Source organism: Vreelandella xerophytica (assembly GCF_968048975.1).
Genome location: NZ_OZ309106.1, coordinates 1,100,297 through 1,124,044 on the forward strand (window position 1 = coordinate 1,100,297; position 23,748 = coordinate 1,124,044).

The following is a 23,748-nucleotide window of genomic DNA, read 5'->3' on the forward strand; positions in this document are numbered from 1 at the left end:
GCGGTTTCATCCCTCCGCGTTGTTCAAAAATGAATAGAATTCGAGGTTGTTTAACCTGAGATAGATAACTCGACCGCTATAGGCTTCATTGTGTGCGCACAGCTTAAGGACAAGCCGAGAGGAGACGCGAGCAGGAGGCTCGTAGCACAAGGAGGCATGAACAGGATGTTCATGAAGCAGGATTAGGGAGGATGCGATAAAACCCCAACCTCAATGGTTGGGGTTTTTTTGTGGGCGTTGAACCACCTTTTCCAGCCTGCCGACGTTATTGAACAACGGCGACAGGGTCCTCGTCATTCAGGATTGAGGGGCATTGAGAGGATTCGCCAATTCGGGGGCTGACAAAGCGAAATTATTCAGTCCGTCATATGCATGACACATTAGGCGCGCATGGTGGCTTTAACACCGGGATGGTGTCAGGAAAAGCAGGCAGGGAGCTTGCTGAACCAGGGAGGCGCGACAGGCGTTGCGAAAGCCTTCAGGGAGGATATGCTCGTACTGGACCCGGCCCAAAGGCCGGGTCTTTTTTTGGGTGTTACAAAACCGAAGGCAGCAGTAGCGGTACAACGAAGTAGACAAACACCGTAATGACCAAGGCGCTCACGATGTTCATGGCAAAGCCCGCCTTGGCCATCTGCTTGATCGTGATGCGTCCGCTTGAAAACACCGCCGCGTTGGGCGGGGTCGAGATCGGCATCATGAAGGCACAGGTCGTGGCCAGCGCCACGGCAATCATCAGCCCCAGCGGGTTGCCGGTCGTGATGGCCGCCGCCAGCCCTGCGGTAATGGGAATCGCCATGTTCGCCGTCGCGGTGTTCGAGATGATTTCGGTCAAAAAGAGCATCAACAGGACCATGAAGAGCAGCAGCCAGAAGTAGCTGACGCCATCCAGCAACTGTAGCTGTTGGCTGATCCAGCCGGTCAGGTCGCTGGCGCTGAACGCCGCCGCCAGCGACATGCCTCCACCCCACAAAATGAAAAGCCCCCAGGGGAGATTTTTCATGTCCTCCCAAATCAGCAGGCTGCGCTTTTCGCTGTGGGCGGGAATGATGAACAGGGAAATCGCGGCGATGATCGCGATGAGCGTATCGTTGAGCGGTAGATCGAAAAAGGGCGCCAGCCAGCCGCGCAGTGCCCAGGCAAGGGCGGTCAACACGAACACCCCCAGCACGCGTTTTTCATCCCGGGTGATCGGGCCAAGCGCCTCGAGCTCCTTGGCGACGAAGTTCACCTCCAAACGCGTGTTGGGCACCTTCGAGTACACCCGTGTCAGGTAGACGTACAAGAAGGCCAGCAGCAACAGCGTGAGCGGTAGCGCAAAAATCATCCACTGCAAGAAGCTGATTTCGACATCGAAGAACTGCGGGATCATCGCCACGACGATGGCGTTGGGCACCGAGCCGATGATCGTCGCCAGCCCGCCGATCGAGGCGGCGTAAGCCACCGTGAGCAGTAACGTACGGGCAAAGGCGTCGCGCTGGTTCTTTTCGAACTGATCGCGCTCGTCAAGCTCCCCCAGCAGGGCCACGGCGATGGGCAGCATCATCAACGCCGTGGCGGCGTTGGAGATCCACATGGAGAGAAACGCCGAGGCGATCAACACGCCCAGCACGATACTGCGCAGGCTATTGCCGATACGGTTCACGATGGAAAGCGCGATGCGCCGGTGCAGGTTCCAGCGCTCGATGGCGATCGCCAGAATAAAGCCGCCCATGTACATGTAGATGACCGGGTTGGCGTAGCCCACCACCGCCTCGTCCATCGCCATTACGCCGGTCAGCGGTAGCAACACCATGGGCAAAAAGGAGGTCACCGGAATCGGCACCGGCTCCGTTACCCACCAGACGGCCATCCAGACCGTCAGCCCCAGCACGATGCGTGGCATGGGATCGATCAGCGTGGCGGGCATTGCAAACTGTAATAACGCAAACAGCAGCGGCCCCGCCAGCAGCGGCACCCAGCGGCGCCACTCTTGGGTTAACGCACTCATACCTGGCTCCAATCAATATCAAGTGGCTCAAACGGTGGTGTTTTTCACGCGTGAATCCTACCACCTTGGTCTATTGAACGTTGGTGGCAGGGGTAAGACTTTGGTCGCAATCAGGGGCAGCCCAGTGTCAGGCACACGGTGCTATCCGCGCCTTTGGTGCGAGCAGGAAAAAAAAGTCGAGTATCCAGCGGATAGGCGCTGAGAGTGAATAAACCAGATCAACAACGCGCATAAGGAAGGGGAAAATAAAAACCCCGGCCAGTGGCCGGGGCGGGAGAGCTACTTCTTCGCGTCGCTCTTTTCGTCGTTCTCGTCGTCTTTCTTGGGTTTGTCACTGCCCTGGTGGCCAAGGGTGTCGGCCTGATCCAGCCGGGGGTGGTTGTCGTAAAACAGCCGCTCGATATCGTCGACGTTGTCCAGCAACTTGATGGCTTCGGCCAGCACGTGAATCGCGGCGAGCACATCCTGGGTGTTGCCGGTTTCCGAGATGGTGTGCATGTTGCGCGTGGGAAAGCCGATCGAGGTCGCGGCGCTATCGATCGACGCCAGCACGCCTGCCATGCCATCGGTGCCGGTATCCACACCCACCATATCGCGCTGCATGGGAATGTCGTGCTGGCGCGCGGTTTCGGCGATGATCCGATTGAGCTGTTCGCTGGCTACCGAGCCCACGGACATGGTGAAGCCCTTACCCATTTCGAGGGCCTGCATGCGCTTGTCGCCAATGCCCGGGGCGGCCACGTAGTCGTGGTTCACGTCGATGCCGATCAACGCATCGGGCTTGAGATCACCCGCCAGCACGCGGCTACCAAAGCGGCCGATCTCTTCGTAGCTTGCGATGGCAAACATCACGCGCACGTTGTTCGTGCCACCGGCTTCGGCCACGAGTTTGGCCACTTCCGCCGTGACGAAGCAGCCCAGGCCGTTATCCAGGTAGGCACCGTAGAAGGTGTCCGGGCTAAAGCCTTTCTTGATCGGACGGTTGAAGATGATCGAATCCCCCGGGCGCACGCCCAGATTCAGCACCTGCTGCTTCTTGTTCTCGCCGTGGATCTGCAAATCCAGGTAGATCTGCTCTTTCTTGATGCCTTTTTCGCCGCTGCGAACGCCGGGGTCAGAAAAGTGAATGGCGCCCAGCGCCTCGACGGTGCCACCTTCCAAACGGCGATAGCTGCCCGGGGCCTCCGGGTCTTCGCTGAACAGAATCACTTCGTGGCCGATCAGCACGGTGGGCAAAAAGGAGTCGGTATTGATCCAGATCTTGCCGTCTTCGCCGATCGAGCGCACCTGCATGCGGATTTTATCGGCGTGGCCTACCAGCATCACCTTGAACATGTCGTCGCGGCCCGGGTGCGTATCCAGTACCACGCCGGCGTTACCCCGGTACTGGTGGAGTTTCCAGTCCGTGGGAGCAAAGCTCTCGAAGTAGGGTTTCAATACGCCATAGGTCATGGCGCCTTCCAGACCGACCGGGCTGGGGGCCGAGATAATGTCGCGCATCACATCGAACTGCGCGTCGGGCATCGGTTGCGTCCAGGGTTTGGCGCTATCGCTCATGTAATACTCTCCATCTTGTCGTTACCAGGCTAGTTAGTCTGGCACATTCTGTTGAAAACGTAAGCTGGTCGCGTTTAGGCGAGCTCGTTATCGCTGTGAATCATTTCATAAAGCGTTCGAGCTGCGCTAGAAAGCGGATGGCGCCGGCTCAGTACGATACCCAGTTCACGCGGTGTCTCGGGATTGTAAAGAGGGCGGTAATCGATGCCTTCCACGGCTATTTGGCGAAAGCTCAAGGCGGGCAGCACGCTAATGCCTAGCCCCGCGGCGACCATCCTGCCCACGGTGGCAATCTGGCTGGCATCGCAGAGGATATCGAGTTTTACCCCGACCTTTTCCATCGTGCGATCGATATCCTGGCGCGAACTCGAGAGGCGATTGATGCCAATGAAAGGATAGCTGCCCAACTGCGTCCAATCGATACGCGCCTGATCTGACAGAGGGTGGCCGACAGGAAAGACCGCCACGTAGCGGTCCACCAGAATGGGCTCGAACGTCAGTTCATCCGAGTCCTGAGGTTCTACGGAAAGGCCGAAGTCAGCGCGACCTTCACGAACCATCTGGTTGATTTGGTCCGCCAGTACATCATGCAGGCTCAGGTTGATGCGTGGGTAGCTTTCGTGAAAACGTTTGACGACTTTGGGAAAGAGCCCTGCGGCAAGCGTAGGAAGTGCCGCGACCGTCACTTTGCCGCGCTGCTTTGAAAAGTGCTCGTTCAAGTCCTCGAAAGCTTCGTTCCAATCCCCGAGAAGGCGTATGGCAATCGGCAGAAAGGCCTCGCCCTCCGGCGTCAGCGCCAGCTGGCGACTGGTACGCGCAAAAAGTGCCCCGCCGACGTTCTCCTCGAGTTTACGCAGCGCGATGGAAATCGCGGGTTGGGAAAGATGCACGCGCTCGCTGGCCTCGGCAAAGCTGCGCGATTGGGCCACCGCCACGAACACCTGCAGTTGTTTGATGCTGGTAGTCATTTAGAAATTAAAACACAGATCGAATGCCGTTCATTGTATTAAAGAGAGCTAAAGGGGGAGGGGCTCGGGACTTTTGCATACCCTCGAGGCCTATACTTTAGTTTATGTAAATTATCTTTAATGCTCTTTTGAGACGGCCGTTGGCGCCAATAATCCTTCACACATAACGGGTTATAAAGTCTTTCCATGACGTTTTAAATAATTAAACCAAAGATAAAAACGATTTAATATACAAAATCATGTCGGCCTTCCATCGTTAAGCATCGCTTTAAAAAAGCGTTGTTATGTAAGGACTTATACCTTCGTCTGATAACAAGAAAGGCTCATTCATCCGGGCCTGGGAGCTGACATGAAAACGCTACTGACCGCCGTTATCGCAGGCACCGCTTTGCTCGCGGCCGCCACCAGCCACGCCAATGAACGCCTCTTGATAGGCTCGACCTCCAGTTCGTCCAGCCACTACAGCTATTTCGTCGCCGTCAACCAGATCATCAACAACCAGATCGACGGCATCAGCTCCTCGGTGGCGGAAACCGGCGCCGCGGTGGATAACCTTCGCCGCCTGGGGCGTAACCAGATCGATATGGGGCTGGTGACCACCAATATTGGCTATCAGGCCTACGCCGGCGAGCAGGATTTCGAAGGTCGCCCCGTCGATAACCGCTTGCTGTGGGTGTACACCGTATCGCCGCAAAACGCGGTCATGCGCGAAGATGCCGGCGTCACGTCATTTGGTGAGCTGGACGGCGTTCGCTTCAACCCGGGGATTACCGGCTCCGCCACCGAAAAGACCACCGAGGCCGTCATGGAAACGTTGGGCATCTCGCCGGACTACGTGCGGGGCTCGACCACCGACATCGTCGATGCCATGAAAGATGGTCGCGTGATGGGCTCGGTCAAATCCGGCGTGGGCGACCGTCTGGATGGCTCGACCATGGATATCGCGACCTTTACGCCGATCAGCGTGCTCTCCCTCGATGACGAGCAGGCGCAAACGCTGCGCGATGAAATGCCGGACATCGCCATCGTCGACGTGCCCGAAGGCGCCGCTGAGGGTATCCCCGGCTACACCACCTGGGCGTTCGGCGTAGCCGTACACGCGCATCCCGATATGGACGAAGAGACCGCTTATCAGATCGTGAAGGCGGTAATGGAGAACCCGGAACCCCAGGTCAACGCGTTCGCCGCCATGCGCGATGCGGACATTGCGCAAATGACCCTGGAAGTCGGCACGGTTCCGCTTCACGCGGGGGCGGCGCGCTATTTCGAAGAACAGGGATTTGATATTCCCGATGCCTTGCAGCCCGTGCAGTAACGGCTAACCGGGGAGGATGTTCATGCGCGATGCTCTTGTTAAAGGATTGGCCCTCTCGCTTGGGGGCTTGATCCTCTTTACCTCCGCCACCGGGCCCTTCGAGAGCCTGGTTCAACGCAGTATCTTTCTCGCGCTGGTCATCCTGCTGGGGCTTGCCGTCTACCCCTTGGGCGATGGCAAGCGCTGGCGCCCGGCGGGGCTTATGATCGATGCGCTACTTGCCATTGGCGTGGTGCTGGCCTGCGGCTACGTGGCGCTCAATCACGAACAGATACTCGTCGAGCTGCCCTGGGCCTCGCCGCGCGACATGGCGCTGACCGGGGTGCTGCTCATCGCCATTCTGGAGCTTTCGCGCCGGGCGATCGGCTGGATATTTCCCCTGCTGGTACTCGCCGGGCTCGCCTACGCCTGGTTCGGCGCCTATATTCCGGGGCCGCTGGGTCATCGCGGTTTCGATCTTTACTACATGACCGAGACGATCTACCTGGGCGATCTGGGCGTGTGGGGCATGCTGGTGGGCGTGGCCGCCACGACCATTGCCGCGTTCGTCCTCTTTGGCTGTTTGCTGCTGCATACCGGCGGCGGCAATACCTTCATGGATCTGGCGCTGCGTATCAGCGGGCGCTCGCCGGGCGGGGCCGCCAAGGTGGCGACCGTCGCCTCGGGGCTTTTTGGCATGGTGAGCGGCAGCGCCGTGGCCAATGTGGCCACTACGGGTAACTTCACCATCCCGATGATGAAACGCCTCGATTATCCGCGCCCCTTCGCCGCGGGCGTGGAGGCGGTGGCCTCCACCGGTGGGCAGATTGCCCCGCCCATTCTGGGCGCGGCGGCGTTCATCATGTCCGAGATCATCGGCGAGAGTTATCTGCGCATTGCGTTGGCGGCGTTATTGCCGGCGGTGCTTTTCTACCTGGGTGTGTTCTTGACGATTCATCTGGTGGCCAAGCGCCGCGAGCTGAAAGTGGTGCCGGCAGACGAGCTGCCGCCCTGGTCCGACGTACTGCGTATGGAGCGCATCATTCCCATCCTGGCGGCGCTGGGCGGGCTCTTTTACGGGGTGCTGAGCGGGCGCTCCATTCAGATGTCGGCGTTCTACGGCATCCTGATGACGGTGCTGACCTTCGTGCCTTTTGCCTTGATTGCCCGGATGCCGCTCAAAGAGATCGCCGGCAAGCTGCTGGGCGGGCTGGTCGATGCGGGCAAGGGCATGGTGATCATCGGCGTACTGCTTGCCGGCGCGCAGATTCTGGTCGCCATGATCGGCATGACCGGTATCGGCGTCACGCTTGCCAGCTTGATCGTCAACGTGGGCGGCGAGTCGCTCTTTCTCGTGGCGCTGATCGTGGGCGGGGTGTGCTTGATTCTGGGAATGGGTATTCCCACCACCGCCGCCTACGTACTGGTGGCCTCGGTGCTGGCGCCTGCCTTGACCACCATCGGCGTCGAGCCGCTCATCGCGCATCTGTTCGTTTTCTACTTCGCCACGCTTTCGGTCATTACGCCGCCGGTGTGTATCGCGGTGTTCGTCGCCTCGGGCATCGCCGGGACCAACTGGCTGCCCGCGGCGGTCGAAGCGGTACGCCTGGCCGCTGCGATCTACGTCATTCCCTTTTTGCTGCTGATCTACCCGGCGCTGGCGGGGTTTGGCTCGGCCTGGGATATCGTTTTGGCGAGCTCTCAGGGCGTGGTCTTCGTGGTGGCCTTTGCCGCGCTCATGTCCCGCGTGGCGATGACCGGCCACCGCGTGGTGGATGCGCTGGCGCTTGCACTGGTGATCGGCCTTGCGCTGATACCCGGGTGGCTGACCACGCTCAGTGCGCTGGTGATCATCGTGGCGCTGTTCCTGCGTCGGCGCCGGTTGCTGGCGTCCGACACTGCATCTGCGGCGCCAACACCGCCGGCCTCGACCGTTTAAGGAGCACATCATGAGTTTTCTACTGGGAAGTGGCGCAGGGTTCTCGGGTGATCGTACCGATGCCGCCGAAGCGGTGGTGGCGGAGCTGATCAAGCGCCAACAGCCGGCGGCGCTGGCCTTTGAAACCCTGGGCGAGCGCACGCTGGCGGCGGCGCACCGGGCCATGCGTGAAGACCCGGCCCAGGGGTTCGAGCCTTTGATCGAGGAGTTCTTGCCACCGGTTCTACGTGACTGCGCCGAGCACGGTATCAAGATACTGGGCAACTTCGGTGCGGCGAACCCCAAAGGGGCGTGCGAGCTGGTCCGCCGCCTGGCAGTGGAGGCGGGCTGTCCGGACATCGCGATTGCCCAGGTGCACGGCGACGACATTCGCGATCGGCTGCACGCGCTTGACCTGACTCAGTGGGAGGCCGAACGCCAAACGCTGCCCGAACAGAGCGCGCTCATTTCCGCGAACGTCTACCTGGGCGCCAGGGCGTTGGTGGAGGCGCTGTCGCTGGAGGCGGACATCGTCGTGACCGGGCGGGTTGCGGACCCGGCGCTTTTCCTGGCACCGCTAATGCACCATTTCAAATGGCGCTGGGACGATTGGGACCGGCTGGCCTGCGGCATGATGGCTGGCCACTTGGCCGAGTGCGGCGCCCAGGTCAGCGGCGGCTACTTTGCCGACCCAGGCGTCAAGGAGGTGCCCGGCCTTGCCACGGTGGGTTATCCCATCATCGAGGTGGAAGAGGATGGCCACCTGCTGATCACCAAGCCCGAGGGCAGCGGCGGCTGCGTCACCGAGCAGACCGTCAAGGAGCAGCTGCTTTACGAAGTCCACGACCCGGCGAATTACTTGACCCCGGATGTGGCGGTCGATCTTTCCAACGCCACGGTTCGCCAAGTCGGCCCGGATCGGGTGGCGGTCAGCGGCATTCGCGGCAAGCCCGCCCCGGAGCGCTTGAAAACCACCGTGTGCTACGAAGGCGGCTGGCAGGGCGAAGCCGAGATCTCCTACGCCGGGCCCAATGCGCTGGGCAGGGCCCAGCTGGCCGCCCAAACCCTGCGCGAGCGTCTGGCGTTTCGCGCGCCGGCGGAGCTTCGTACCCGCTTCGACATCATCGGCCTTACGAGCGTGTTCGACAGCGACGACGGCGCCTTGCAGCGGCTGGCGGCCCCTGCCTCTTCAAGTGGCGACTACCGCCTTCGCTTGGCCGCGGAGCACGCCGAACGGCGCTGGGTGGCCCGCGCCACCCAGGAGCTTCTGGCGCTTTATTGCGCCGGCCCGGCGGGAGGCGGCGGCGTCCGACGCCAGTTCCAGCGCCGTGTATTCACCGCCTCTTATCTGGTCAAACGTAGCGATATCCACGACTACGCCGAGCTGTTTCAATCTCACCATCAAGAAGGTGTCGCCCATGCTGCAAGCTGACCAGACGCGCCAGGCGCAACGCCTCGACACCGTGCCCCTTCACCAACTGGCGCACGCCCGGGCCGGGGACAAGGGCGACCGGCTCAACATCGCACTTTTTGCCTACCAGCCGGCGGATTATGAGCTTTTGGTCGAGGCGCTAACCGAGGCGCGGGTGCTCGCGCTCTTTGCCCATCGCGGTGCCAGCCGCGTGCGGCGCTACTTGTTGCCGAACCTGGCGGGCATGAATTTCGTCATCGACGATGTGCTCCAGGGCGGCGTCAATGGAGCCTTGAACCTGGATGGTCACGGTAAGACGCTCTCTTACCTGCTTTTAGGGCTCGAAATTCGTCGCTGACCCTACGACGTGGGTAGACATGACGGCGAGAGGAAAACGCCTTATCCTGCATTAGTGATTTAACAATAATGCATATAAGTCGAAGGAGCAGCTCTTGACCGCATTAATACCCATTCAGCGCTATCAAGTGCTACTGGCCGGCATTTTTAGCCAGCTTCTTTGCGTGGGGGTGGCGCGCTTTGCCTATACGCCGCTTTTGCCGGTGATGCAGGGTGAGGGGCTTTTGAACGACGCCGAAGGCGGCTGGCTGGCCGCCTTCAACTATGCAGGCTACATGCTGGGCGCGGTGCTGGCGGCCTCGACAGGCAGCCTTCGCGTGAAGGATACGCTTTATCGTGTGGGGCTGTTGCTCGCGGTAGCGACCACGGCGGGTATGGCATTCACCGAAAATGTCTGGCTATGGGCGGGGTTTCGCTTCGTGGCGGGGCTTTCCAGCAGTGCATCGATGCTCTTGGCCTCGGGGTTGATTCTTCACTGGCTGCTCGAGCATCGCCACCGGGGGGAACTAGGCATCCATTTCGCTGGGCTCGGACTTGGTATCGTGCTGGCGGCGGTAGCGGTGGAATGTTTGTTGGCGCTCTCGTTCGATTGGCGCGACCAGTGGGTTTGGTTGACCGCCCTGGGGGCGGCGCTGGTCGTTCCGGCCTGGCGGTGGTTGCCGCCGCCCGCTAAGGCGCGCCCCGGTAAACCCCGCAACACCTCAACGTCGAAGCCCGCCAGCGTTACCTTCATGCGCTTGATGTTGCCGGCCTACTTTTGCGCCGGGTACGGCTACGTGGTCAACGCGACCTTTATCGTCACTATCGTGGAGCGCGAGCCCATGCTTGCCGGAACGGGCAACTGGGCGTTTGCCCTGGTGGGCCTGGCGGCCGCGCTGACGGTGGTGGTGTGGGATTTCATCGCTCGGCGTATGGGCTATCTTGGCGCGCTCGGCCTTGCCATGGGCATTCAGGTCGTGGGTATTGTGCTGCCGCTGCTGAGCGCGAGTCTGACCGCGCTGCTTTTAAGTGCCGTGCTTTATGGCGGTACGTTTCTAGGCTGTGTATGTCTGGTGCTGACCATGGCGGGCAGGCTCTATCCGGATAACCCGGCGCGGTTGATGGGACAGATGACGCTGGCCTACGGTACGGCACAGATTATCGCGCCCGCCTTGACCGGCACACTGGCCGAAGCGACCGGCGACTACCGCCTGGGGCTCTGGCTTGCCGGCGCTCTGGTGGCACTGGGAGCACTGTTGCTGCTTTTACTCAAGCGAGTGGATCAAACCGCCCAACGCCTGGATGAACAGGCGAGGGCGTCATAGCGCTGGCAGGCGGTCATTCGCTCTGCTCGTCGATAACCTTCTGGGTCAACGGCGTCTGACAGCGAGCAAACACCTCTTGCAGGAACTTCTTGCGCGAACCGCGATAACCACCGCTCAACAGCACCGCCCGGGTCAGGCTCTCCAAAAGCAGTGTTCGCTTCTCGTCTGAAAGTGCGGCGTACTCGCGCAGGGCGCCTGGCCAATCGACGTCCAGGGTGTCGGGCTTGTCGGGCAGCGTGGCCAGCAGGCGCGACAGTATCAGTACCAGGTTGGGGTGAGGGTGCTGGTTGCGCATGATCATCTCCCCCACGCCCTGGGCCAGCAGTCTGCGTGTTTGCTCGGGGGCATCCGCCAGACGCTGCATCAACTGGTCGACATGGCGAGGCCCACAGGCCAGAAGACAGGCTTCACGCGTGACGCGAGCCGCAATCCAGGCGTTCCACACGGCGTACAGCGGCGCCATCAGCATGGGAAGCAACCCGCGCAGCGTCAGGCGCCCCAGCAGGCGGCGCATGACCATGCGCAGCAAGAAGCTGCTCATGCTCACCTTGAGTCGGTAAAGCATGGCGCGCAAGGTCAGCTTCCAGCCGTGCAGGTAGGCGTGAGGGTCGACGCCGTAGATCGGGCTGCCCGGGCTTGGGTACTCGAGTGCAATGCGCGCTACGCCCTGCAGGGTAAGCTCGATGGTGGGCGATTGGGGCTGCTCGTCGCGGTAGTTCAGACCGGCGAAGTACGCCACGCGAGCCACCCCGCGCAGGGCATTCCAGTACAAAAAGCCGATCTCCAAAAGCGTGATGAAACCGGCGAACACCATGTAGCCTGCCCAATAGGGCAACTGTTCGCGAAACGACAAGGACTCCCAGTCGGCGACCAGCATCTGGCGCATCCACCACTCGGAGCCGCCGATGAGTGTACCCGAGACAAGACCCGCCATGGCTGCCCAGAAGATCACCCAGCGCCGGCTTTTTCTGAGGGCGACCATGTCGGGTTCGGCCAATGCTTTATGGCGAACCAGGCGACGGCCGATATGGCGGCTCGCCCAGCGCTGAGCCATGCCTGGAGAGGGGGCGAATTCTTTGTCGGGTCGGGTAAGCGGCATAGTAACCAAATGGACTTCGTATTTACCCTATAGGGTAACGGCTACTTTCGCGTAGTACACGTTTTGATTGCACCGGGATGCGTGCCCGCCTGCATCAATTCATCCCAGCGGGTGGTGAAGCGGTTGGAGCGGTGGGCGCAGCGTAGATGCCAGGCGGCGTTCTCGGCGGCGACGCCAAAGCGGATCTTGCCCTGGCCCATGCGCTCGTTGATCGCGTCGATAGTGGCCATCAGCGCCGGATGATGCTGGTGGCGCGGTGGCTGGTGCAAAAGCGATAGCTGGTACTGCTCGGCGTCGACCAGATCCAGCAGCATCACCCCCGCCTTCATGAAACGGTGCCCCGGGCGATAGATCTGCTCGAGCCCTTCGCGCACGGCGGCCAGCACCACCCGGGTATCGTCGCTTGGCGAAGCCAATGGAATCATCGCGTGGGGAAAATACTGGGGCTGATCCTGGCGATGCCGGTTGGTGCTGAGAAAGATCATCACCGCCCGCGCCAGGCTTCGCTGTTCGCGCAGTTTTTCCGCACTTCGCTGAGCATGGCGGCTCAGGGCGCTGTGAAGGTCCGCCTTGATACCGGTCGGTGTACCGAACGAACGCGAGGTCATGATGCGCTGACGTGGTTCGTCCAGCGCGTTCATTTCAAGACACGGCGTGCCGCGAAGCTCCAGCGCGGTACGCGCCAGCACGACGGAAAAGCGTCGGCGAAGATCGTGGTGGTCGCATTCGCGAAGATCCCAGGCGGTACGGATCTGGTTGACCGCCAGGCGTTCGGCCAGACGCCGACCAATGCCCCATACCTCGCTCACCGGGGTCTGTTTCAAGAGCGTGGCGGTTTCCAGGGCCTTGGCGTGCAGCAGGCACACCCCCTGGTAGTGAGCGCGCTTTTTGGCGTAGTGGTTGGCAAGCTTGGCCAGCGTATGAGTGGACGCAAGCCCCACACACACCGGCAGGCCCAGATGCCGGCGAATACGCCGGCGAAGCGCCTCGCCCATGGCCTGGCACCGGGTCGGGTTCAGCCCATCCAGGTAGATGAACATCTCATCGATCGAGTAGGGCGCGACTTCGGGGCAGGCGTCTCTCAAAAGCTGACAAAGCCTGCCCGACATGTCGCCGTAAAGCTCGTAGTTGGAAGATTTAAGGTAAATGCGGCCCTGGCGACGCAGCCCTTCAAGCTTGAAGGCGGGAAGGCCCATGGCGATATCCATGGCTTTCATCTCTTCCGAGCGCGCGATGATGCAGCCGTCGTTGTTGGACATCACGCCCACCGGCTTGCCGACAAGTTCCGGTTGAAAGATGCGCTCGCAGCTGACGTAGAAGTTGTTGGCGTCGACCAGGCCGATCACGAGACGTACTCGTGTATCACGGCGCGCACCACGCCCCAGAGCTGACAGTCGGTATCGGCAAGCGGCAGCGGCGGGTAGAGCGGGTGGGCGGAACACAGATGGGCCGCGCCGCGATAAAGCGCGTAGCGCTTGATCAGCACTTCATCATCGAACAGAGCCACCAGGATATGCCCCAGGCGTGGCTGGATGCTGCGATCCACGACCAGAAGATCGCCATCGAAAATGCCCCAGCCCTCCATGCTGTCGCCGGTTGCGCTCAAATAGAACGTCTGCGTCGGGTTCTTGATCAGCCGCGTGTTCAGATCCAGCGTGCGCTGCTCGTAATCCTGGGCGGGGGAAGGAAAGCCACTGAACCCTGCGCGAGCGCGCAGGGCGGGAAACGCCAGCGGTTGAAAACTCAACGGCCGGGCCGTCGCAACGTGGGTGGGTGGAGACGACATGCTGACGTCCTCGAGAATCAAAAGGTGTATTTATATACAGTATTTGATCTCGAGTCGAAAAATGCAAGCACCCGACGCCGGGTCTGTTCAACGGGCGAGCCAAAGCCCTACCACAACGGCGCTGATCACGGTGATGAAGAAAACGGTATTGCGAACGCGGGTATCACGGCGAGGTTTCATGGCGGCACTCATCAAGGGTAGCGTTAAAAGCGGCACGGGTTTTGCGACTGGCATGGTAACGTTTACGCTATAAAGCGTCATTAGAACAAACGGTCACGAACATCATGAGACAAACCCGATGAATGACTCCGCCCATGCGGCCAGGCCGCTTTCGCTGGCAGACGGGCGTCTGGCGGCGCTTGCCTGGGGCCGGGAGGAGGCACCTGCCTGGCTTGCCCTGCACGGCTGGCTGGATAACGCCGCCAGCTTCACGCGCCTGGCCCCGCTGCTGGTTCGCGCCTTGAATATTCGTATCGTCGCGATCGATTTTCGCGGTCACGGGCACTCCGGGCACGGGCCCGCCGGAGCGGACCATGCCCCCTGGGGCCATGCGCTGTGGGACTATGCCCTTTGGGACTATGCCCACGATGTACTCGATGCTCTGGATACTCTCGGCATCGAGCGCGCCACGCTGTTGGCTCACTCCATGGGGGCTGCAGTGAGTTGTGTGCTGGCCGCTGCACTGCCCGAGCGGGTGGAAAAGCTTCTGCTGATCGACGGGCTGGGGGCATTGAACACCGAGGCCCAGGAAAGTGTCGCCCAGCTTCGCAAGGGGCTTCTGGCCTGTCGGCGTCCGCCATCGCGACCGCCGCGCTACGCGGATATCGAAAGCGCGGTGGCCGCTCGGGTCGCCGGGGGCGTGACGCCGGTCAACCGCTTGACCATTTACCCGGTCGTCGAGCGCAACACTCAAGCCACCGCCGATGGGCATATCGCAATGCGCACCGACAGCCGCCTGCTCAAGCCCTCGCTTGTGCGTTTCACCCCGCAGCAGGTACTGGCGCTACTGGCCGGGATTCAGGCGCCAGTTTTACTGGTGGAAGGTGACAAAGGCATTTTGGGCAAGCGCCGGTGGTCGGAAGACGCTCGTCAAGCGGTCGCGAATCTGACCCGCCACGTATTGGCGGGCGGCCACCATCTGCACCTGGAGCCCGAGGCCGTCGAAGAGGTGGCACGCGTGATTGGCGAGTATTGCCTGAGTGAAACGATAAACGAGCAGGAAGCGGTGGATGAATAAGTCGACCCATATGGCGTTGGGCCAGACCCATCCTGTCGGCGCCGGCAGCAATAACAAGGTAGCGTTGGTACTGGGCAGTGGCGGGGCGCGGGGATACGCCCACATCGGTGTGATCGAGGCGCTCGAAGCGCGGGGGTTCGAGATCATCTCGGTCGCGGGTTGCTCCATGGGCGCCTTGATCGCCGGTATCTATGCATCAGGAAAACTGCCTGAATATCGCGAGTGGGTGTGCAACCTGGATTACCTGGACGTTTTAAAGCTGGTTGACGTGACCTGGAGTCCCATGGGGGCGATGCGCGCCAACAAGGTCATGAACAAGCTCAAGGCACTGGTGGGCGATACGTTGATCGAGGACCTGCCCATTCCCGTTACCACCGTAGCCACGGACCTTGTGCGCCAACGCGAAGTCTGGTTTCAACGCGGGCCGCTGTTGCGCGCGATCCGTGCCTCCATCGCGGTGCCCGGGGTGATCACGCCGGTTCACCTGGGTGAACAGGTGCTGGTGGACGGCGGGCTCTTGAACCCGCTGCCGATGATGCCGATTCTCTCCGCCCACGAGGCCGATCTGGTCGTGGCGGTGAACGTGACCGCTCACAGCCCCCAGCCAATCAGTCTCGAAGAACTGCTGCCCCGGGAGGAGGGCGTGGACGAGCGCACCCGCCAGGAACGTGATCGGGACGAAAACCTGGGCGGCTGGGTGAACGACATTCGCAGCGTCACCCGACGGCTATGGGACGGCTTCGGCCCGCAAGACGACGAGTCGCTGGACGAGGAGAGCGTAGATGCCCGACGCCAGCGAGAGTGGGGCAAGCTCGACATGATTCTGGAGTCCTTCGATATTACCCAGGCGGCGCTCGCCAAGTACAAGATCGCCGGGTATCCGCCGGATGTGCTGATCGAAATTCCCAAGACGGTGTGCAGCACCTATGAGTTTCACCGCGCCAAGGATCTGATTCGCCTGGGCCGGCACCTGGGGGACGAAGCGCTCGAGCGGCGAATGCCCGGCATCGCCTCCGATGCCACCGAGTAATGGTCGCCACCAGGTGATCGACCGCCGTATGATGCCGCTTGATGGCGTCCTGCAAGGCGGTGTCTTGAAGGGAGATGTCTTAGTGGCCGCGTTTGCGCAGCAGTACGTACACCGCCCCGGTACCGCCGTCGATGTCGATTGCCGAGCAAAAGGCCAGTACCCCCGGCCACTCGCGCAGCCAGGTATTGGTATGGCTCTTCAGTACGGGGAAATCCGCCGTGGCGCCCCAGGATTTACCGTGTACTACCAGCACGCAGTGAAGCCCCTGGGCGGCGGCGTCGCGAAGAAAGCTTTCAAGCTCCAGGCGAGCCTCTTCCAGGGTGTAACCGTGAAGATCCAGCCCCTCCTGCCAGGCGGTTTGCCCGCGCTTTAGCTGGCTGAAGGTACGATAAGGCAGATCGGGAATGCAGAATTCCAGATATTCGGAAGGGCGTACCGCTTCCACTCGGCCATCGGAGGTGCGGCCGGTGGTGGTCTGGGCGCTGCTTTTCACCGCCGCCTGGCGCCGCGCTGCCTGGGCGTCGCTTTCGCGTCTGGGTTTGCCCGGGTCAGCCTGGCTGCTTGTGATACGCCGTACCCCCGCCTCTTGAAGCGCTTGGCGAAAGGCGCTGATGTCTTCATCATTGGGCGAGTGGCGGCGTCGCGACATGGTAGGCTCACAGGAAAGCGTAGTGAAAACTGATGGCAAAGCGCACAGTATAGCGGGCTTGGCGTGGCTGTGAACCGGGCGACGCCGAAGGTACAATTATTTAACGACTTTCATTTTACGACGTCCATGAAACTTAACGACGATGGCTGCCTGCCACGCAGGCTGTTGCCGTTCACCCAGGAGCCCTTGTGACCACGCATCTTAATGCCGAGACCTCTCACTCAACGCTTTCCCTGCCGGAATCAGCCTTGGCAAGCGACTTGATCACACTGCGTGATTATCTGCGCTGGGCGACCAGCGAGTTCTATCTCGCCGGGCTTTACTACGGACACGGTACCGAGGCTCCCTGGGACGAAGCGGTCGCGCTGTGCCTTGGGGCGCTGCACCTGCCCTGGAACGTCGACCCCGGCGTGCAGGAGGCGCGGCTTTTGCCCGTTGAGCGCCAGCGCATCATCGGGCTTGTCCGCAAGCGCGTGGAGACCCGGGCGCCATTACCGTATTTGCTGGGCGAGGCGTTTTTTGCCGGTTTCCCCTTCGACGTGGACGAGCGCGTACTGATTCCCCGCTCGCCCATTGCCGAACTGATCAGTGACGGCTTCGGCGCCTGGTTTGGCCAAGAGCCGCCGGCGCATGTTCTGGATCTGTGCACGGGGTCGGGCTGTATCGGCATCGCCACGGCACTCACGCTGCCCACCTGTCATGTGACGCTTGCCGATATCAGCCAGGACGCCCTGGCGGTGGCGCGGCAGAACATCACCCGCCACGATGTGGGTGATCGGGTGCGCGCCGTGGAATCCGACGTGTTCGAGGCGCTTGAAGGCCAGCGCTTTGATCTGATCGTTTCCAACCCCCCTTACGTGGATGCCCGGGACCTGGCCACGATGCCGGCGGAATTTCGTCACGAACCCGCCCTGGCACTGGGTGCCGGCGCGGATGGGCTGGATATCGTGCGGCGCATTCTGCGCCAGGCACGCCATCACTTGACCGATGAGGGCTGGCTGATCGTCGAGGTCGGCAACTCTGATCGCCATGTCGAAGCGGCTTTTCCCGAAGTCGGCTTCATGTGGCTTGAATTCGAGCACGGCGGGCAGGGCGTCTTTGCCATCAGCGCCGCTGAACTCGACGCCCACGCGGCGTCTTTTGCGTAAGGAAATAACGAACATGGCCGGCAATACGTTTGGCAAACTCTTTAGTGTCACCACTTTCGGTGAAAGCCATGGCCCGGCCTTGGGGGCCGTCGTGGATGGCTGCCCGCCGGGGATAGAAATCAGTGAGCAGGACCTTCAAGTCGAGCTCGACCGTCGCCGCCCGGGGAGTTCTCGTCACACCACCCAGCGCAAGGAACCCGACGAGGTGAAAATCCTCTCCGGGGTGTTTGAGGGGAAGACCACCGGCACCTCGATCGGTCTTCTGATCGAGAATACCGACCAGCGCTCGAAGGACTACTCCAGGATCAAGGATCAGTTTCGTCCCGCCCACGCCGACTATACCTATCACCACAAGTACGGCCATCGCGATTATCGCGGAGGGGGGCGCTCCAGTGCCCGGGAAACCGCGATGCGCGTGGCCGCCGGCGCCATTGCCAAGAAGGCCCTGGCCGCCCGGGGCATTGTAGTGCGCGGGTACATGAGTCAGCTCGGCCCCATCAAGATCGATTTCAAGACCTGGGACGCCGTGCAACACAATGCCTTTTTCTGCCCGGACCCCGAACGGGTGGCCGAGCTTGAAACCTACATGGACCAGCTGCGCCGCGATCAAGACTCGATCGGGGCGGAAATCACCGTAGTGGCCGAAGGCGTGCCGGTGGGGCTGGGCGAGCCGGTCTTCGACCGCCTCGACGCCGAGCTTGCTCATGGGTTGATGAGCATCAACGCGGTGAAGGGCATCGAGATCGGCGCCGGTTTTCAAAGCGTTACCCAGCGTGGCAGCGAGCACCGCGACGAGCTGACCCCGGAGGGGTTCTTGACCAACCAGGCGGGAGGAATCCTGGGCGGTATCTCGAGCGGTCAACCTATCGTGGCAAGGCTGGCGCTCAAGCCGACGTCCAGTATTACCACGCCGGGACGCTCCATTGACGTGCACGGCGAGCCGGTCGAGGTGATTACCAAGGGGCGCCACGACCCCTGCGTGGGTATACGAGCCACCCCCATCGCCGAGGCCATGATGGCGATCACGTTGCTGGATCACTTTTTAAGGCATCGCGGGCAGAACAGCGAGGTCAACGTTGCCACACCGCGGTTGAATCAGCGCTGAGTCCATCGAGTGATGCGCTGCTACACTCTAAAGCGAGCCACAAGAGCACAGGGAGTCGCCCATGAAGATCAACGTTGAGTTTGACCTCACCCCGGAGGAGTTTCGTCAGTCCCTCGGCCTGCCCGATGTCGAAGCTTTCCAGCAGCATCTGCTCGACAGCATCCAGCGACAGATGGAGTCCGGCGTGGAGGGCTACGACCCGATGAGCCTCATGCGTCCTTTCTTGCAGCAGCCGATGATGCAGCAAGGGCTTTCCCAGGGGCTTGCTCACTTTGGTACCTACCAGCAGATGATGCTGGATATGCTCAAGCAAGCGGGAAGCGCCGGTACGAAGACCTCGAGCGAGCCAACGAAAGAAGAGCCGACGCCCACATCCGAGGCGGGAAAGCCTCGCGCAAGTGCCTCATCGCGCTCGCGCGGCCAATAAGCGAGCGGATGCTGCTGAATTGCTAAACCCTCGACCAGCCACTACGCTCTTTTATAGCGCCGAGTGGCTGTGGCAGTTTGAAAATAGAGCGTCAGCCGCTGGTTCACGCGGTGCTTCAGTGCGTTGGCCGGTGTATCACGTTCACCCGGTGAACCGGATACGCCTGTAACAAGTGGCGTGCTGGGTGGTCAGCATGGATATGAATGCCTTTCCTCACGCACGGTGGCCAGCGATACCAGGACGTGGTCATACAGCGTTCTGGCCTCATAGCCTTAAAAGGAGTAAGGACCATGCAGGACAAAATGTTCGACGCCTTCAACAGCCAGACCCGCCAGATGTTCGAGCCCATGCGAAAGATGAACTCGCTGATGCTCGACAACATGGAAAAGCTGACGCACTACCAGCTGGAAGCGATGCAGCGCTACACCCAGATGGGGACCGAACGCATGCGCCAGGCCGCCGACGTCAGCGACGCGGAAAGCTTTCGCGACTTCGGCGCTCAGCAGGCCGAGATGATGAAGGATCTTTCTCAGCAGATGCAGGAAGACGCTCGCACCATGAGCGAAATGAGTCTGCAGTTCAAATCGGAAATGGAGAAGCTTGTCAGCGACGCCGGCCGACAGATGGGAGAGCAGGCAAGCAATACCGGCCAGCAGATGCGTGAGCAGGCGAATACCGCCGGCCAGCAGATGCGTGAACAGGCTAATGCTGCCGGCCAGCAGATGAACGAACAGGCGAATGCTGCTGCCAAGGGTGACCCCGGAGCCGCCACCAGCCAGTCGACCCGTAAAAAATGATCAGTACCTATCGCGGCGCCATCAGGCGCCGTATTTTTTGGTACAGGACAAGAAGTGTCCAGGCGAAAACGCGAAGGGGGTTGTATGCAGTCAGCGTGGAACAAGCCGCCTGAAGGCCTGACGCCGGAAGAGCTCACTGCTTGGAAAACGGTGATGGAAGGGGTTGGCGAGCAGTACCAGAGGCTGATGGAAGATCTGTTGGCCAGAATGGTACCCAGTGAAGCCGCTGATACCATCTATGGCGATATGCGCCAGAGTTTCGAGGCGGCCGCCCAGGCGCTGATGAGTAATCCGGCTCTTTTATGGCAAACCCAGACCCGGCTGATGCAGGATCAGTGGCTCTTGTGGCAGCAGGGCATGCGCCGTCTTTCGGGCGAAGAAGTATCTCCTTTGATCAAGCCCGCCCAGAATGATCGCCGCTTCAAGGACGAGGCCTGGACGAGCGAGCCCTTTTATCATTCCCTGATGCAGCAGTATCTGCTCTTTTCCCAGACGGTGGATGAGCTGATCGAGAGCCTGAGTGGGCTGGATGGTACGAGTCAGCGCAACCTGACGTTCTATGCCCGTCAGCTGGTCAGTGCCATGTCGCCCTCCAACTTTGTCTCGACCAACCCCGAGGTTGTCCGGCGTACGATGGAAACCAAAGGGCAGAACCTGCTCGATGGCTTGACGCGCCTGCGTGAAGACCTGGCCAATTCGGCCGAGGGAATCAACGTGCGCATGACCGACCGTCAAGCGTTCGGCATCGGTGAGAACATTGCCGTCACCCCAGGGGCCGTGGTGTTTGAAAACGAGCTGATTCAGCTTATTCAGTATACGCCCACGACGGAAAAGACCTTCAAGACGCCGCTTCTGATCCTGCCACCCTGGATCAACAAGTACTACATACTGGATCTGCGCGAGGACAACTCGCTGGTGAAGTGGCTGGTCGACCAGGGGCATAGCGTCTTTCTGATTTCCTGGCGCAACCCCGGACCTGAGCAGCGCGATGTGACCTGGGCCGACTACATGCAGATGGGGCCCATCAGTGCCATGGAGGCGATCGAAAAAGCCTGCGGCGAAAAGTCGGTCAATCTGATGAGCTACTGTGTGGGCGGCACGCTCGCCGCCTCTACCGTGGCGTATCTGAACCGTGCCCGTCAGGGGCGCAAGATCAACTCCGTCACCTATATGGCCACGCTTCAGGATTTTCGCGACCCGGGGGATATCGGTGTCTTTCTGAGCGAGTCGGTGGTGCAGGGCCTGGAGCGGTCCATGCAGCTGAAAGGCTACCTGGACGGGCGTTCCATGGCCTATACCTTCAACCTGCTGCGCGAGAATGATCTGTTCTGGTCGTTTTTCATCAACAACTACCTCAAGGGGAATGTGCCCGCTGCCTTCGATCTTCTCTACTGGAATACCGACGGCACCAACCTGCCCGCCGCCACTCACGGCTGGTATCTGCGTCATATGTATCTGGAAAATCGCCTGGTCGAGCCCGGCGGTATCGAGCTTGATGGGGTGAAGATCGACCTTGGCCAAGTGGCGGTGCCCAGCTACTTCATCTCTACCAGGGAAGATCATATCGCCAAGTGGAACAGTACCTACTATGGTGCGCTGCTGCCCAAGGGGCCGGTCACCTTCGTGCTGGGCGGCTCCGGGCATATCGCGGGTATCGTGAATCCGCCGCATAAAAACAAGTACGGCTACTGGACCAATGACGCCTTGCCCGCCACGCCAGAGGCGTGGCTCGATGCAGCGCAGTATCACGAGGGTTCCTGGTGGCCCCATTGGCAGGCATGGATGACGCAAAATGGCTATGTCGACCCACAGAAAATGGTCGCCGCTCGCCCGCCGGGCAGCGGTAAGCTCAGCGTGATCGAAAGCGCCCCCGGACGCTATGTGCGCCAGACCATTCCCGAGGTGCTGGGCGAAACCCTCATCGATGACTGAAGGGACGTCAGGCCGTCTTCAAAAGCCCGGTTTGCCGGGCTTTTGCGTGTACGCGTCACTCAGGCAAATTGTCGCATCGGGATGGCAGTACGTCGAAAGAGCGCTAAGGTAGCATCATTTAATTGGTGGTGACCCGGCGCCGCTAATGCGGGTTCAGGTTTCACCTCGGAGATAACATCATGCAGCATGTACTGAAAAAAGCGCGGCGCACTCTGACGCCCGCCCTGTTGGGAGCCGTGGTGTTCATGGGCGCGCTCAGCGCTCAGGCAAGCGACATCAACGTATCCAATGCGCGCCTGAGCCTGGTACCAGGCAATACGCCGGGCGCGGGTTACTTCGATATCGCCAATGAGTCCGAGACCGCCATCACGCTACTCGGTGCCGACAGCGATGCCTTCGAAGCGGTCGAAATGCACGAAAGCACCGAGCACGAGGGTATGGCCCATATGCATGCCATCGCGGGCGTCGAGATTGCGGCAGGTGAAAGCTTCAGCTTCGTTCCTCGTGGTCACCACCTGATGTTCATGGGGCGCGTCGACGCACTGGAAGAGGGCGATGAAATCGAGGTAACCCTCGAGTTTGAAAGCGAGCGCGTGCCGGTTGTTTTCGAGGTGGTATCGCCCGCCTCACTTTGAGGTTCGCCCTGAATGCCCGGTCTTGAAGACGTAGCGTAGAGAGCATCGAGTATGCATAAAGTGTTATGGCCGCTGCTGGCAGCGGCTTTAATGGTGGGCTGTAGTGACGAAAGCTTTCGCACCACCGATATCGACGAGATCATGCCGCCGCTCGAGTTCGAGTTGACCAACGAAGAGGGGCAGGTGGCAAGTGCTGAGGATTACCGGGGCAAGACCACGCTCGTCTACTTTGGTTATACCCAGTGCCCTGACGTCTGCCCGCTCACGCTGGCGCGCTTTGCTTCGCTATTCAATCAACTCGATGAACAGGAGCGCGAGGACGTTCAGATGCTCCTGATCTCGGTGGATCCGGACCGCGATACGCCCGAGGTGCTCAAGCGCTATACCGATGCCTTCGGGCCCGAGTTCACCGGTTTGACCGGCGATAAAGAGAAGATCGATGCGCTGACCAACCGCTACCGTATCGCCTACAGCTTCGAGGAGCCCAACGAGCGGGGCGATTACATCGTCAATCACTCAAGCGCGGTGTTTGCCTTCAACGACGATGGGCAGGCGCGTTTTCTGGTTCGCGACCCGCACTCCAATCAGGATGTGCTCGCCGATCTGCGCCGCTTGATCGACAAGGGGTAAGGGGCGCCAGGAAAAGGTACCAAGCCTAAATGCAAAAAGCGCCTCACAAGAGGCGCTTTGTCAATGATGCTGAACATTACGGCTTCGCCTAGCAGACCGAAGAAAGCCCGCAGTTGGCGGTATAGGCACGGGAATTGACGTCCAGCGTCAGGCGATTGTTGGTGGTATCAAAGAAGAACGAGGCGTAGCCCTGGTCGGACAGCGAGGTCTTGTAAAGCCCGCACACGCCGTAACCGTACTGAACTTCCTGCAGATGTGCCAGTTCCACCGGCGAGGTGGTATTGAGCTCGGCCGCAATCGCCTCCTGGATCTTGTGATCCACTTGGGTGGCGGATAGTGCCTGATTGCCGAAGATGGCCGCTCCTACAATCGCTGTAAAGGCGAGAGGCGCGACCACCAGCAGGAGAAAAGGGCGAGATTTAAGCATGACTTCATTATGCCAGCGCCCTCTCCCCAGTCAAGCGAGCCGCTTGA

Annotated in this window: 22 protein-coding genes; 14 read left to right on the forward strand and 8 right to left on the reverse strand. The window is 60.7% G+C overall.

Annotation, left to right across the window (positions count from 1 at the left end):
• Positions 1 to 535: 535 nt before the first annotated feature.
• The 3 genes from ACWF8S_RS05250 to ACWF8S_RS05260 all read right to left on the reverse strand — a co-directional run bounded on the left by ACWF8S_RS05250 (position 536) and on the right by ACWF8S_RS05260 (position 4,515).
• Positions 536 to 1,990 carry an SLC13 family permease gene (locus tag ACWF8S_RS05250; RefSeq protein ID WP_447555792.1) on the reverse strand — a complete coding sequence of 485 codons (1,455 nt, stop codon included), beginning with the start codon at positions 1,988 to 1,990 and terminating at the stop codon, positions 536 to 538.
• Positions 1,991 to 2,269: 279 nt separating this feature from the next.
• On the reverse strand, positions 2,270 to 3,547 hold the full coding sequence (locus tag ACWF8S_RS05255; protein WP_447555793.1) for a M20/M25/M40 family metallo-hydrolase: 1,278 nt from the start codon (positions 3,545 to 3,547) through the stop codon (positions 2,270 to 2,272).
• Positions 3,548 to 3,621: 74 nt separating this feature from the next.
• Positions 3,622 to 4,515, reverse strand: coding sequence for a LysR family transcriptional regulator (locus ACWF8S_RS05260; protein ID WP_447555794.1), 894 nt, complete (start codon positions 4,513 to 4,515; stop codon positions 3,622 to 3,624).
• Between the two features lie 349 nt (positions 4,516 to 4,864).
• On the opposite strand from ACWF8S_RS05260, the gene ACWF8S_RS05265 reads away from it, so the two are divergent.
• From ACWF8S_RS05265 to ACWF8S_RS05285, 5 genes are all read left to right on the forward strand, one after another.
• Positions 4,865 to 5,830, forward strand: a complete 966-nt coding sequence (locus ACWF8S_RS05265) for a TAXI family TRAP transporter solute-binding subunit (RefSeq protein ID WP_447555795.1) — start codon at positions 4,865 to 4,867, stop codon at positions 5,828 to 5,830.
• Between the two features lie 22 nt (positions 5,831 to 5,852).
• On the forward strand, positions 5,853 to 7,748 hold the full coding sequence (locus ACWF8S_RS05270) for a TRAP transporter permease (protein WP_447555796.1): 1,896 nt from the start codon (positions 5,853 to 5,855) through the stop codon (positions 7,746 to 7,748).
• Positions 7,749 to 7,758: 10 nt separating this feature from the next.
• Positions 7,759 to 9,159, forward strand: coding sequence for an acyclic terpene utilization AtuA family protein (locus ACWF8S_RS05275; RefSeq protein WP_447555797.1), 1,401 nt, complete (start codon positions 7,759 to 7,761; stop codon positions 9,157 to 9,159).
• A complete protein-coding gene (locus ACWF8S_RS05280) occupies positions 9,146 to 9,496 on the forward strand; it encodes an AtuA-related protein (protein ID WP_447555798.1) in 351 nt (116 codons plus the stop codon). Before ACWF8S_RS05275 ends, ACWF8S_RS05280 begins: the two co-directional genes overlap by 14 nt.
• A 94-nt stretch (positions 9,497 to 9,590) precedes the next feature.
• A complete protein-coding gene (locus ACWF8S_RS05285) occupies positions 9,591 to 10,799 on the forward strand; it encodes a YbfB/YjiJ family MFS transporter (protein WP_447555800.1) in 1,209 nt (402 codons plus the stop codon).
• Between the two features lie 13 nt (positions 10,800 to 10,812).
• Here the strand turns inward: ACWF8S_RS05285 and ACWF8S_RS05290 are convergent, their stop codons facing one another.
• The 3 genes from ACWF8S_RS05290 to ACWF8S_RS05300 are packed head-to-tail and all read right to left on the reverse strand — an operon-like array spanning position 10,813 to position 13,684.
• On the reverse strand, positions 10,813 to 11,898 hold the full coding sequence (locus ACWF8S_RS05290) for an LBF_2804 family protein (RefSeq protein WP_447556550.1): 1,086 nt from the start codon (positions 11,896 to 11,898) through the stop codon (positions 10,813 to 10,815).
• 41 nt (positions 11,899 to 11,939) lie between these two features.
• Positions 11,940 to 13,244, reverse strand: coding sequence for a Y-family DNA polymerase (locus ACWF8S_RS05295; protein WP_447555801.1), 1,305 nt, complete (start codon positions 13,242 to 13,244; stop codon positions 11,940 to 11,942).
• The gene (locus ACWF8S_RS05300; RefSeq protein WP_447555802.1) at positions 13,241 to 13,684 is read right to left on the reverse strand and encodes a LexA family protein; all 444 of its coding nucleotides are present in this window, start codon (positions 13,682 to 13,684) and stop codon (positions 13,241 to 13,243) included. The genes ACWF8S_RS05295 and ACWF8S_RS05300 overlap by 4 nt, the downstream gene beginning before the upstream one ends.
• Before the next feature lie 298 nt (positions 13,685 to 13,982).
• On the opposite strand from ACWF8S_RS05300, the gene ACWF8S_RS05305 reads away from it, so the two are divergent.
• Positions 13,983 to 14,921: an alpha/beta fold hydrolase gene (locus tag ACWF8S_RS05305; RefSeq protein ID WP_447555804.1), complete on the forward strand. Its 939-nt coding sequence runs from the start codon at positions 13,983 to 13,985 to the stop codon at positions 14,919 to 14,921.
• A complete protein-coding gene (locus ACWF8S_RS05310) occupies positions 14,914 to 15,951 on the forward strand; it encodes a patatin-like phospholipase family protein (RefSeq protein ID WP_447555805.1) in 1,038 nt (345 codons plus the stop codon). Before ACWF8S_RS05305 ends, ACWF8S_RS05310 begins: the two co-directional genes overlap by 8 nt.
• Positions 15,952 to 16,030: 79 nt before the next feature.
• Here the strand turns inward: ACWF8S_RS05310 and ACWF8S_RS05315 are convergent, their stop codons facing one another.
• Positions 16,031 to 16,600, reverse strand: a complete 570-nt coding sequence (locus ACWF8S_RS05315; protein ID WP_447555806.1) for a Smr/MutS family protein — start codon at positions 16,598 to 16,600, stop codon at positions 16,031 to 16,033.
• Positions 16,601 to 16,788: 188 nt separating this feature from the next.
• Here ACWF8S_RS05315 and prmB point away from each other — a divergent pair, with 188 nt between their 5' ends.
• From prmB to ACWF8S_RS05350, 7 genes are all read left to right on the forward strand, one after another.
• Positions 16,789 to 17,748, forward strand: a complete 960-nt coding sequence (prmB, locus tag ACWF8S_RS05320) for a 50S ribosomal protein L3 N(5)-glutamine methyltransferase (protein ID WP_447555807.1) — start codon at positions 16,789 to 16,791, stop codon at positions 17,746 to 17,748.
• Between the two features lie 13 nt (positions 17,749 to 17,761).
• The gene (gene aroC, locus ACWF8S_RS05325) at positions 17,762 to 18,853 is read left to right on the forward strand and encodes a chorismate synthase (protein ID WP_447555808.1); all 1,092 of its coding nucleotides are present in this window, start codon (positions 17,762 to 17,764) and stop codon (positions 18,851 to 18,853) included.
• Positions 18,854 to 18,914: 61 nt separating this feature from the next.
• On the forward strand, positions 18,915 to 19,280 hold the full coding sequence (locus tag ACWF8S_RS05330) for a hypothetical protein (protein WP_447555809.1): 366 nt from the start codon (positions 18,915 to 18,917) through the stop codon (positions 19,278 to 19,280).
• Between the two features lie 290 nt (positions 19,281 to 19,570).
• Positions 19,571 to 20,077 (forward strand): phasin family protein, encoded by a 507-nt coding sequence (locus ACWF8S_RS05335; protein WP_447555810.1) that lies wholly within the window; start codon positions 19,571 to 19,573, stop codon positions 20,075 to 20,077.
• Between the two features lie 84 nt (positions 20,078 to 20,161).
• On the forward strand, positions 20,162 to 22,009 hold the full coding sequence (gene phaC, locus ACWF8S_RS05340; protein WP_447555811.1) for a class I poly(R)-hydroxyalkanoic acid synthase: 1,848 nt from the start codon (positions 20,162 to 20,164) through the stop codon (positions 22,007 to 22,009).
• Positions 22,010 to 22,188: 179 nt separating this feature from the next.
• Complete coding sequence (locus ACWF8S_RS05345) at positions 22,189 to 22,644, forward strand: copper chaperone PCu(A)C (RefSeq protein WP_447555812.1); 456 nt, start codon at positions 22,189 to 22,191, stop codon at positions 22,642 to 22,644.
• Between the two features lie 51 nt (positions 22,645 to 22,695).
• Positions 22,696 to 23,274, forward strand: a complete 579-nt coding sequence (locus tag ACWF8S_RS05350; RefSeq protein ID WP_447555813.1) for an SCO family protein — start codon at positions 22,696 to 22,698, stop codon at positions 23,272 to 23,274.
• Positions 23,275 to 23,362: 88 nt separating this feature from the next.
• On the opposite strand, the gene ACWF8S_RS05355 is transcribed toward ACWF8S_RS05350, so the two are convergent.
• Positions 23,363 to 23,701 carry a hypothetical protein gene (locus tag ACWF8S_RS05355; RefSeq protein ID WP_447555814.1) on the reverse strand — a complete coding sequence of 113 codons (339 nt, stop codon included), beginning with the start codon at positions 23,699 to 23,701 and terminating at the stop codon, positions 23,363 to 23,365.
• Between the last annotated feature and the right edge of the window lie 47 nt (positions 23,702 to 23,748).

Excerpts from the sequence above, each read along its gene's own strand:
- ACWF8S_RS05250 (WP_447555792.1), bottom strand. The coding sequence starts at position 1,990 with ATGAGTGCGTTAACCCAAGAGTGGCGCCGCTGGGTGCCGCTGCTGGCG.
- ACWF8S_RS05255 (WP_447555793.1), bottom strand. The coding sequence starts at position 3,547 with ATGAGCGATAGCGCCAAACCCTGGACGCAACCGATGCCCGACGCGCAG.
- ACWF8S_RS05260 (WP_447555794.1), bottom strand. The coding sequence starts at position 4,515 with ATGACTACCAGCATCAAACAACTGCAGGTGTTCGTGGCGGTGGCCCAA.
- ACWF8S_RS05265 (WP_447555795.1), top strand. The coding sequence starts at position 4,865 with ATGAAAACGCTACTGACCGCCGTTATCGCAGGCACCGCTTTGCTCGCG.
- ACWF8S_RS05270 (WP_447555796.1), top strand. The coding sequence starts at position 5,853 with ATGCGCGATGCTCTTGTTAAAGGATTGGCCCTCTCGCTTGGGGGCTTG.
- ACWF8S_RS05275 (WP_447555797.1), top strand. The coding sequence starts at position 7,759 with ATGAGTTTTCTACTGGGAAGTGGCGCAGGGTTCTCGGGTGATCGTACC.
- ACWF8S_RS05280 (WP_447555798.1), top strand. The coding sequence starts at position 9,146 with ATGCTGCAAGCTGACCAGACGCGCCAGGCGCAACGCCTCGACACCGTG.
- ACWF8S_RS05290 (WP_447556550.1), bottom strand. The coding sequence starts at position 11,898 with ATGCCGCTTACCCGACCCGACAAAGAATTCGCCCCCTCTCCAGGCATG.
- ACWF8S_RS05300 (WP_447555802.1), bottom strand. The coding sequence starts at position 13,684 with ATGTCGTCTCCACCCACCCACGTTGCGACGGCCCGGCCGTTGAGTTTT.
- ACWF8S_RS05305 (WP_447555804.1), top strand. The coding sequence starts at position 13,983 with ATGAATGACTCCGCCCATGCGGCCAGGCCGCTTTCGCTGGCAGACGGG.
- ACWF8S_RS05310 (WP_447555805.1), top strand. The coding sequence starts at position 14,914 with ATGAATAAGTCGACCCATATGGCGTTGGGCCAGACCCATCCTGTCGGC.
- ACWF8S_RS05315 (WP_447555806.1), bottom strand. The coding sequence starts at position 16,600 with ATGTCGCGACGCCGCCACTCGCCCAATGATGAAGACATCAGCGCCTTT.
- aroC (WP_447555808.1), top strand. The coding sequence starts at position 17,762 with ATGGCCGGCAATACGTTTGGCAAACTCTTTAGTGTCACCACTTTCGGT.
- ACWF8S_RS05330 (WP_447555809.1), top strand. The coding sequence starts at position 18,915 with ATGAAGATCAACGTTGAGTTTGACCTCACCCCGGAGGAGTTTCGTCAG.
- ACWF8S_RS05335 (WP_447555810.1), top strand. The coding sequence starts at position 19,571 with ATGCAGGACAAAATGTTCGACGCCTTCAACAGCCAGACCCGCCAGATG.
- phaC (WP_447555811.1), top strand. The coding sequence starts at position 20,162 with ATGCAGTCAGCGTGGAACAAGCCGCCTGAAGGCCTGACGCCGGAAGAG.
- ACWF8S_RS05345 (WP_447555812.1), top strand. The coding sequence starts at position 22,189 with ATGCAGCATGTACTGAAAAAAGCGCGGCGCACTCTGACGCCCGCCCTG.
- ACWF8S_RS05350 (WP_447555813.1), top strand. The coding sequence starts at position 22,696 with ATGCATAAAGTGTTATGGCCGCTGCTGGCAGCGGCTTTAATGGTGGGC.
- ACWF8S_RS05355 (WP_447555814.1), bottom strand. The coding sequence starts at position 23,701 with ATGCTTAAATCTCGCCCTTTTCTCCTGCTGGTGGTCGCGCCTCTCGCC.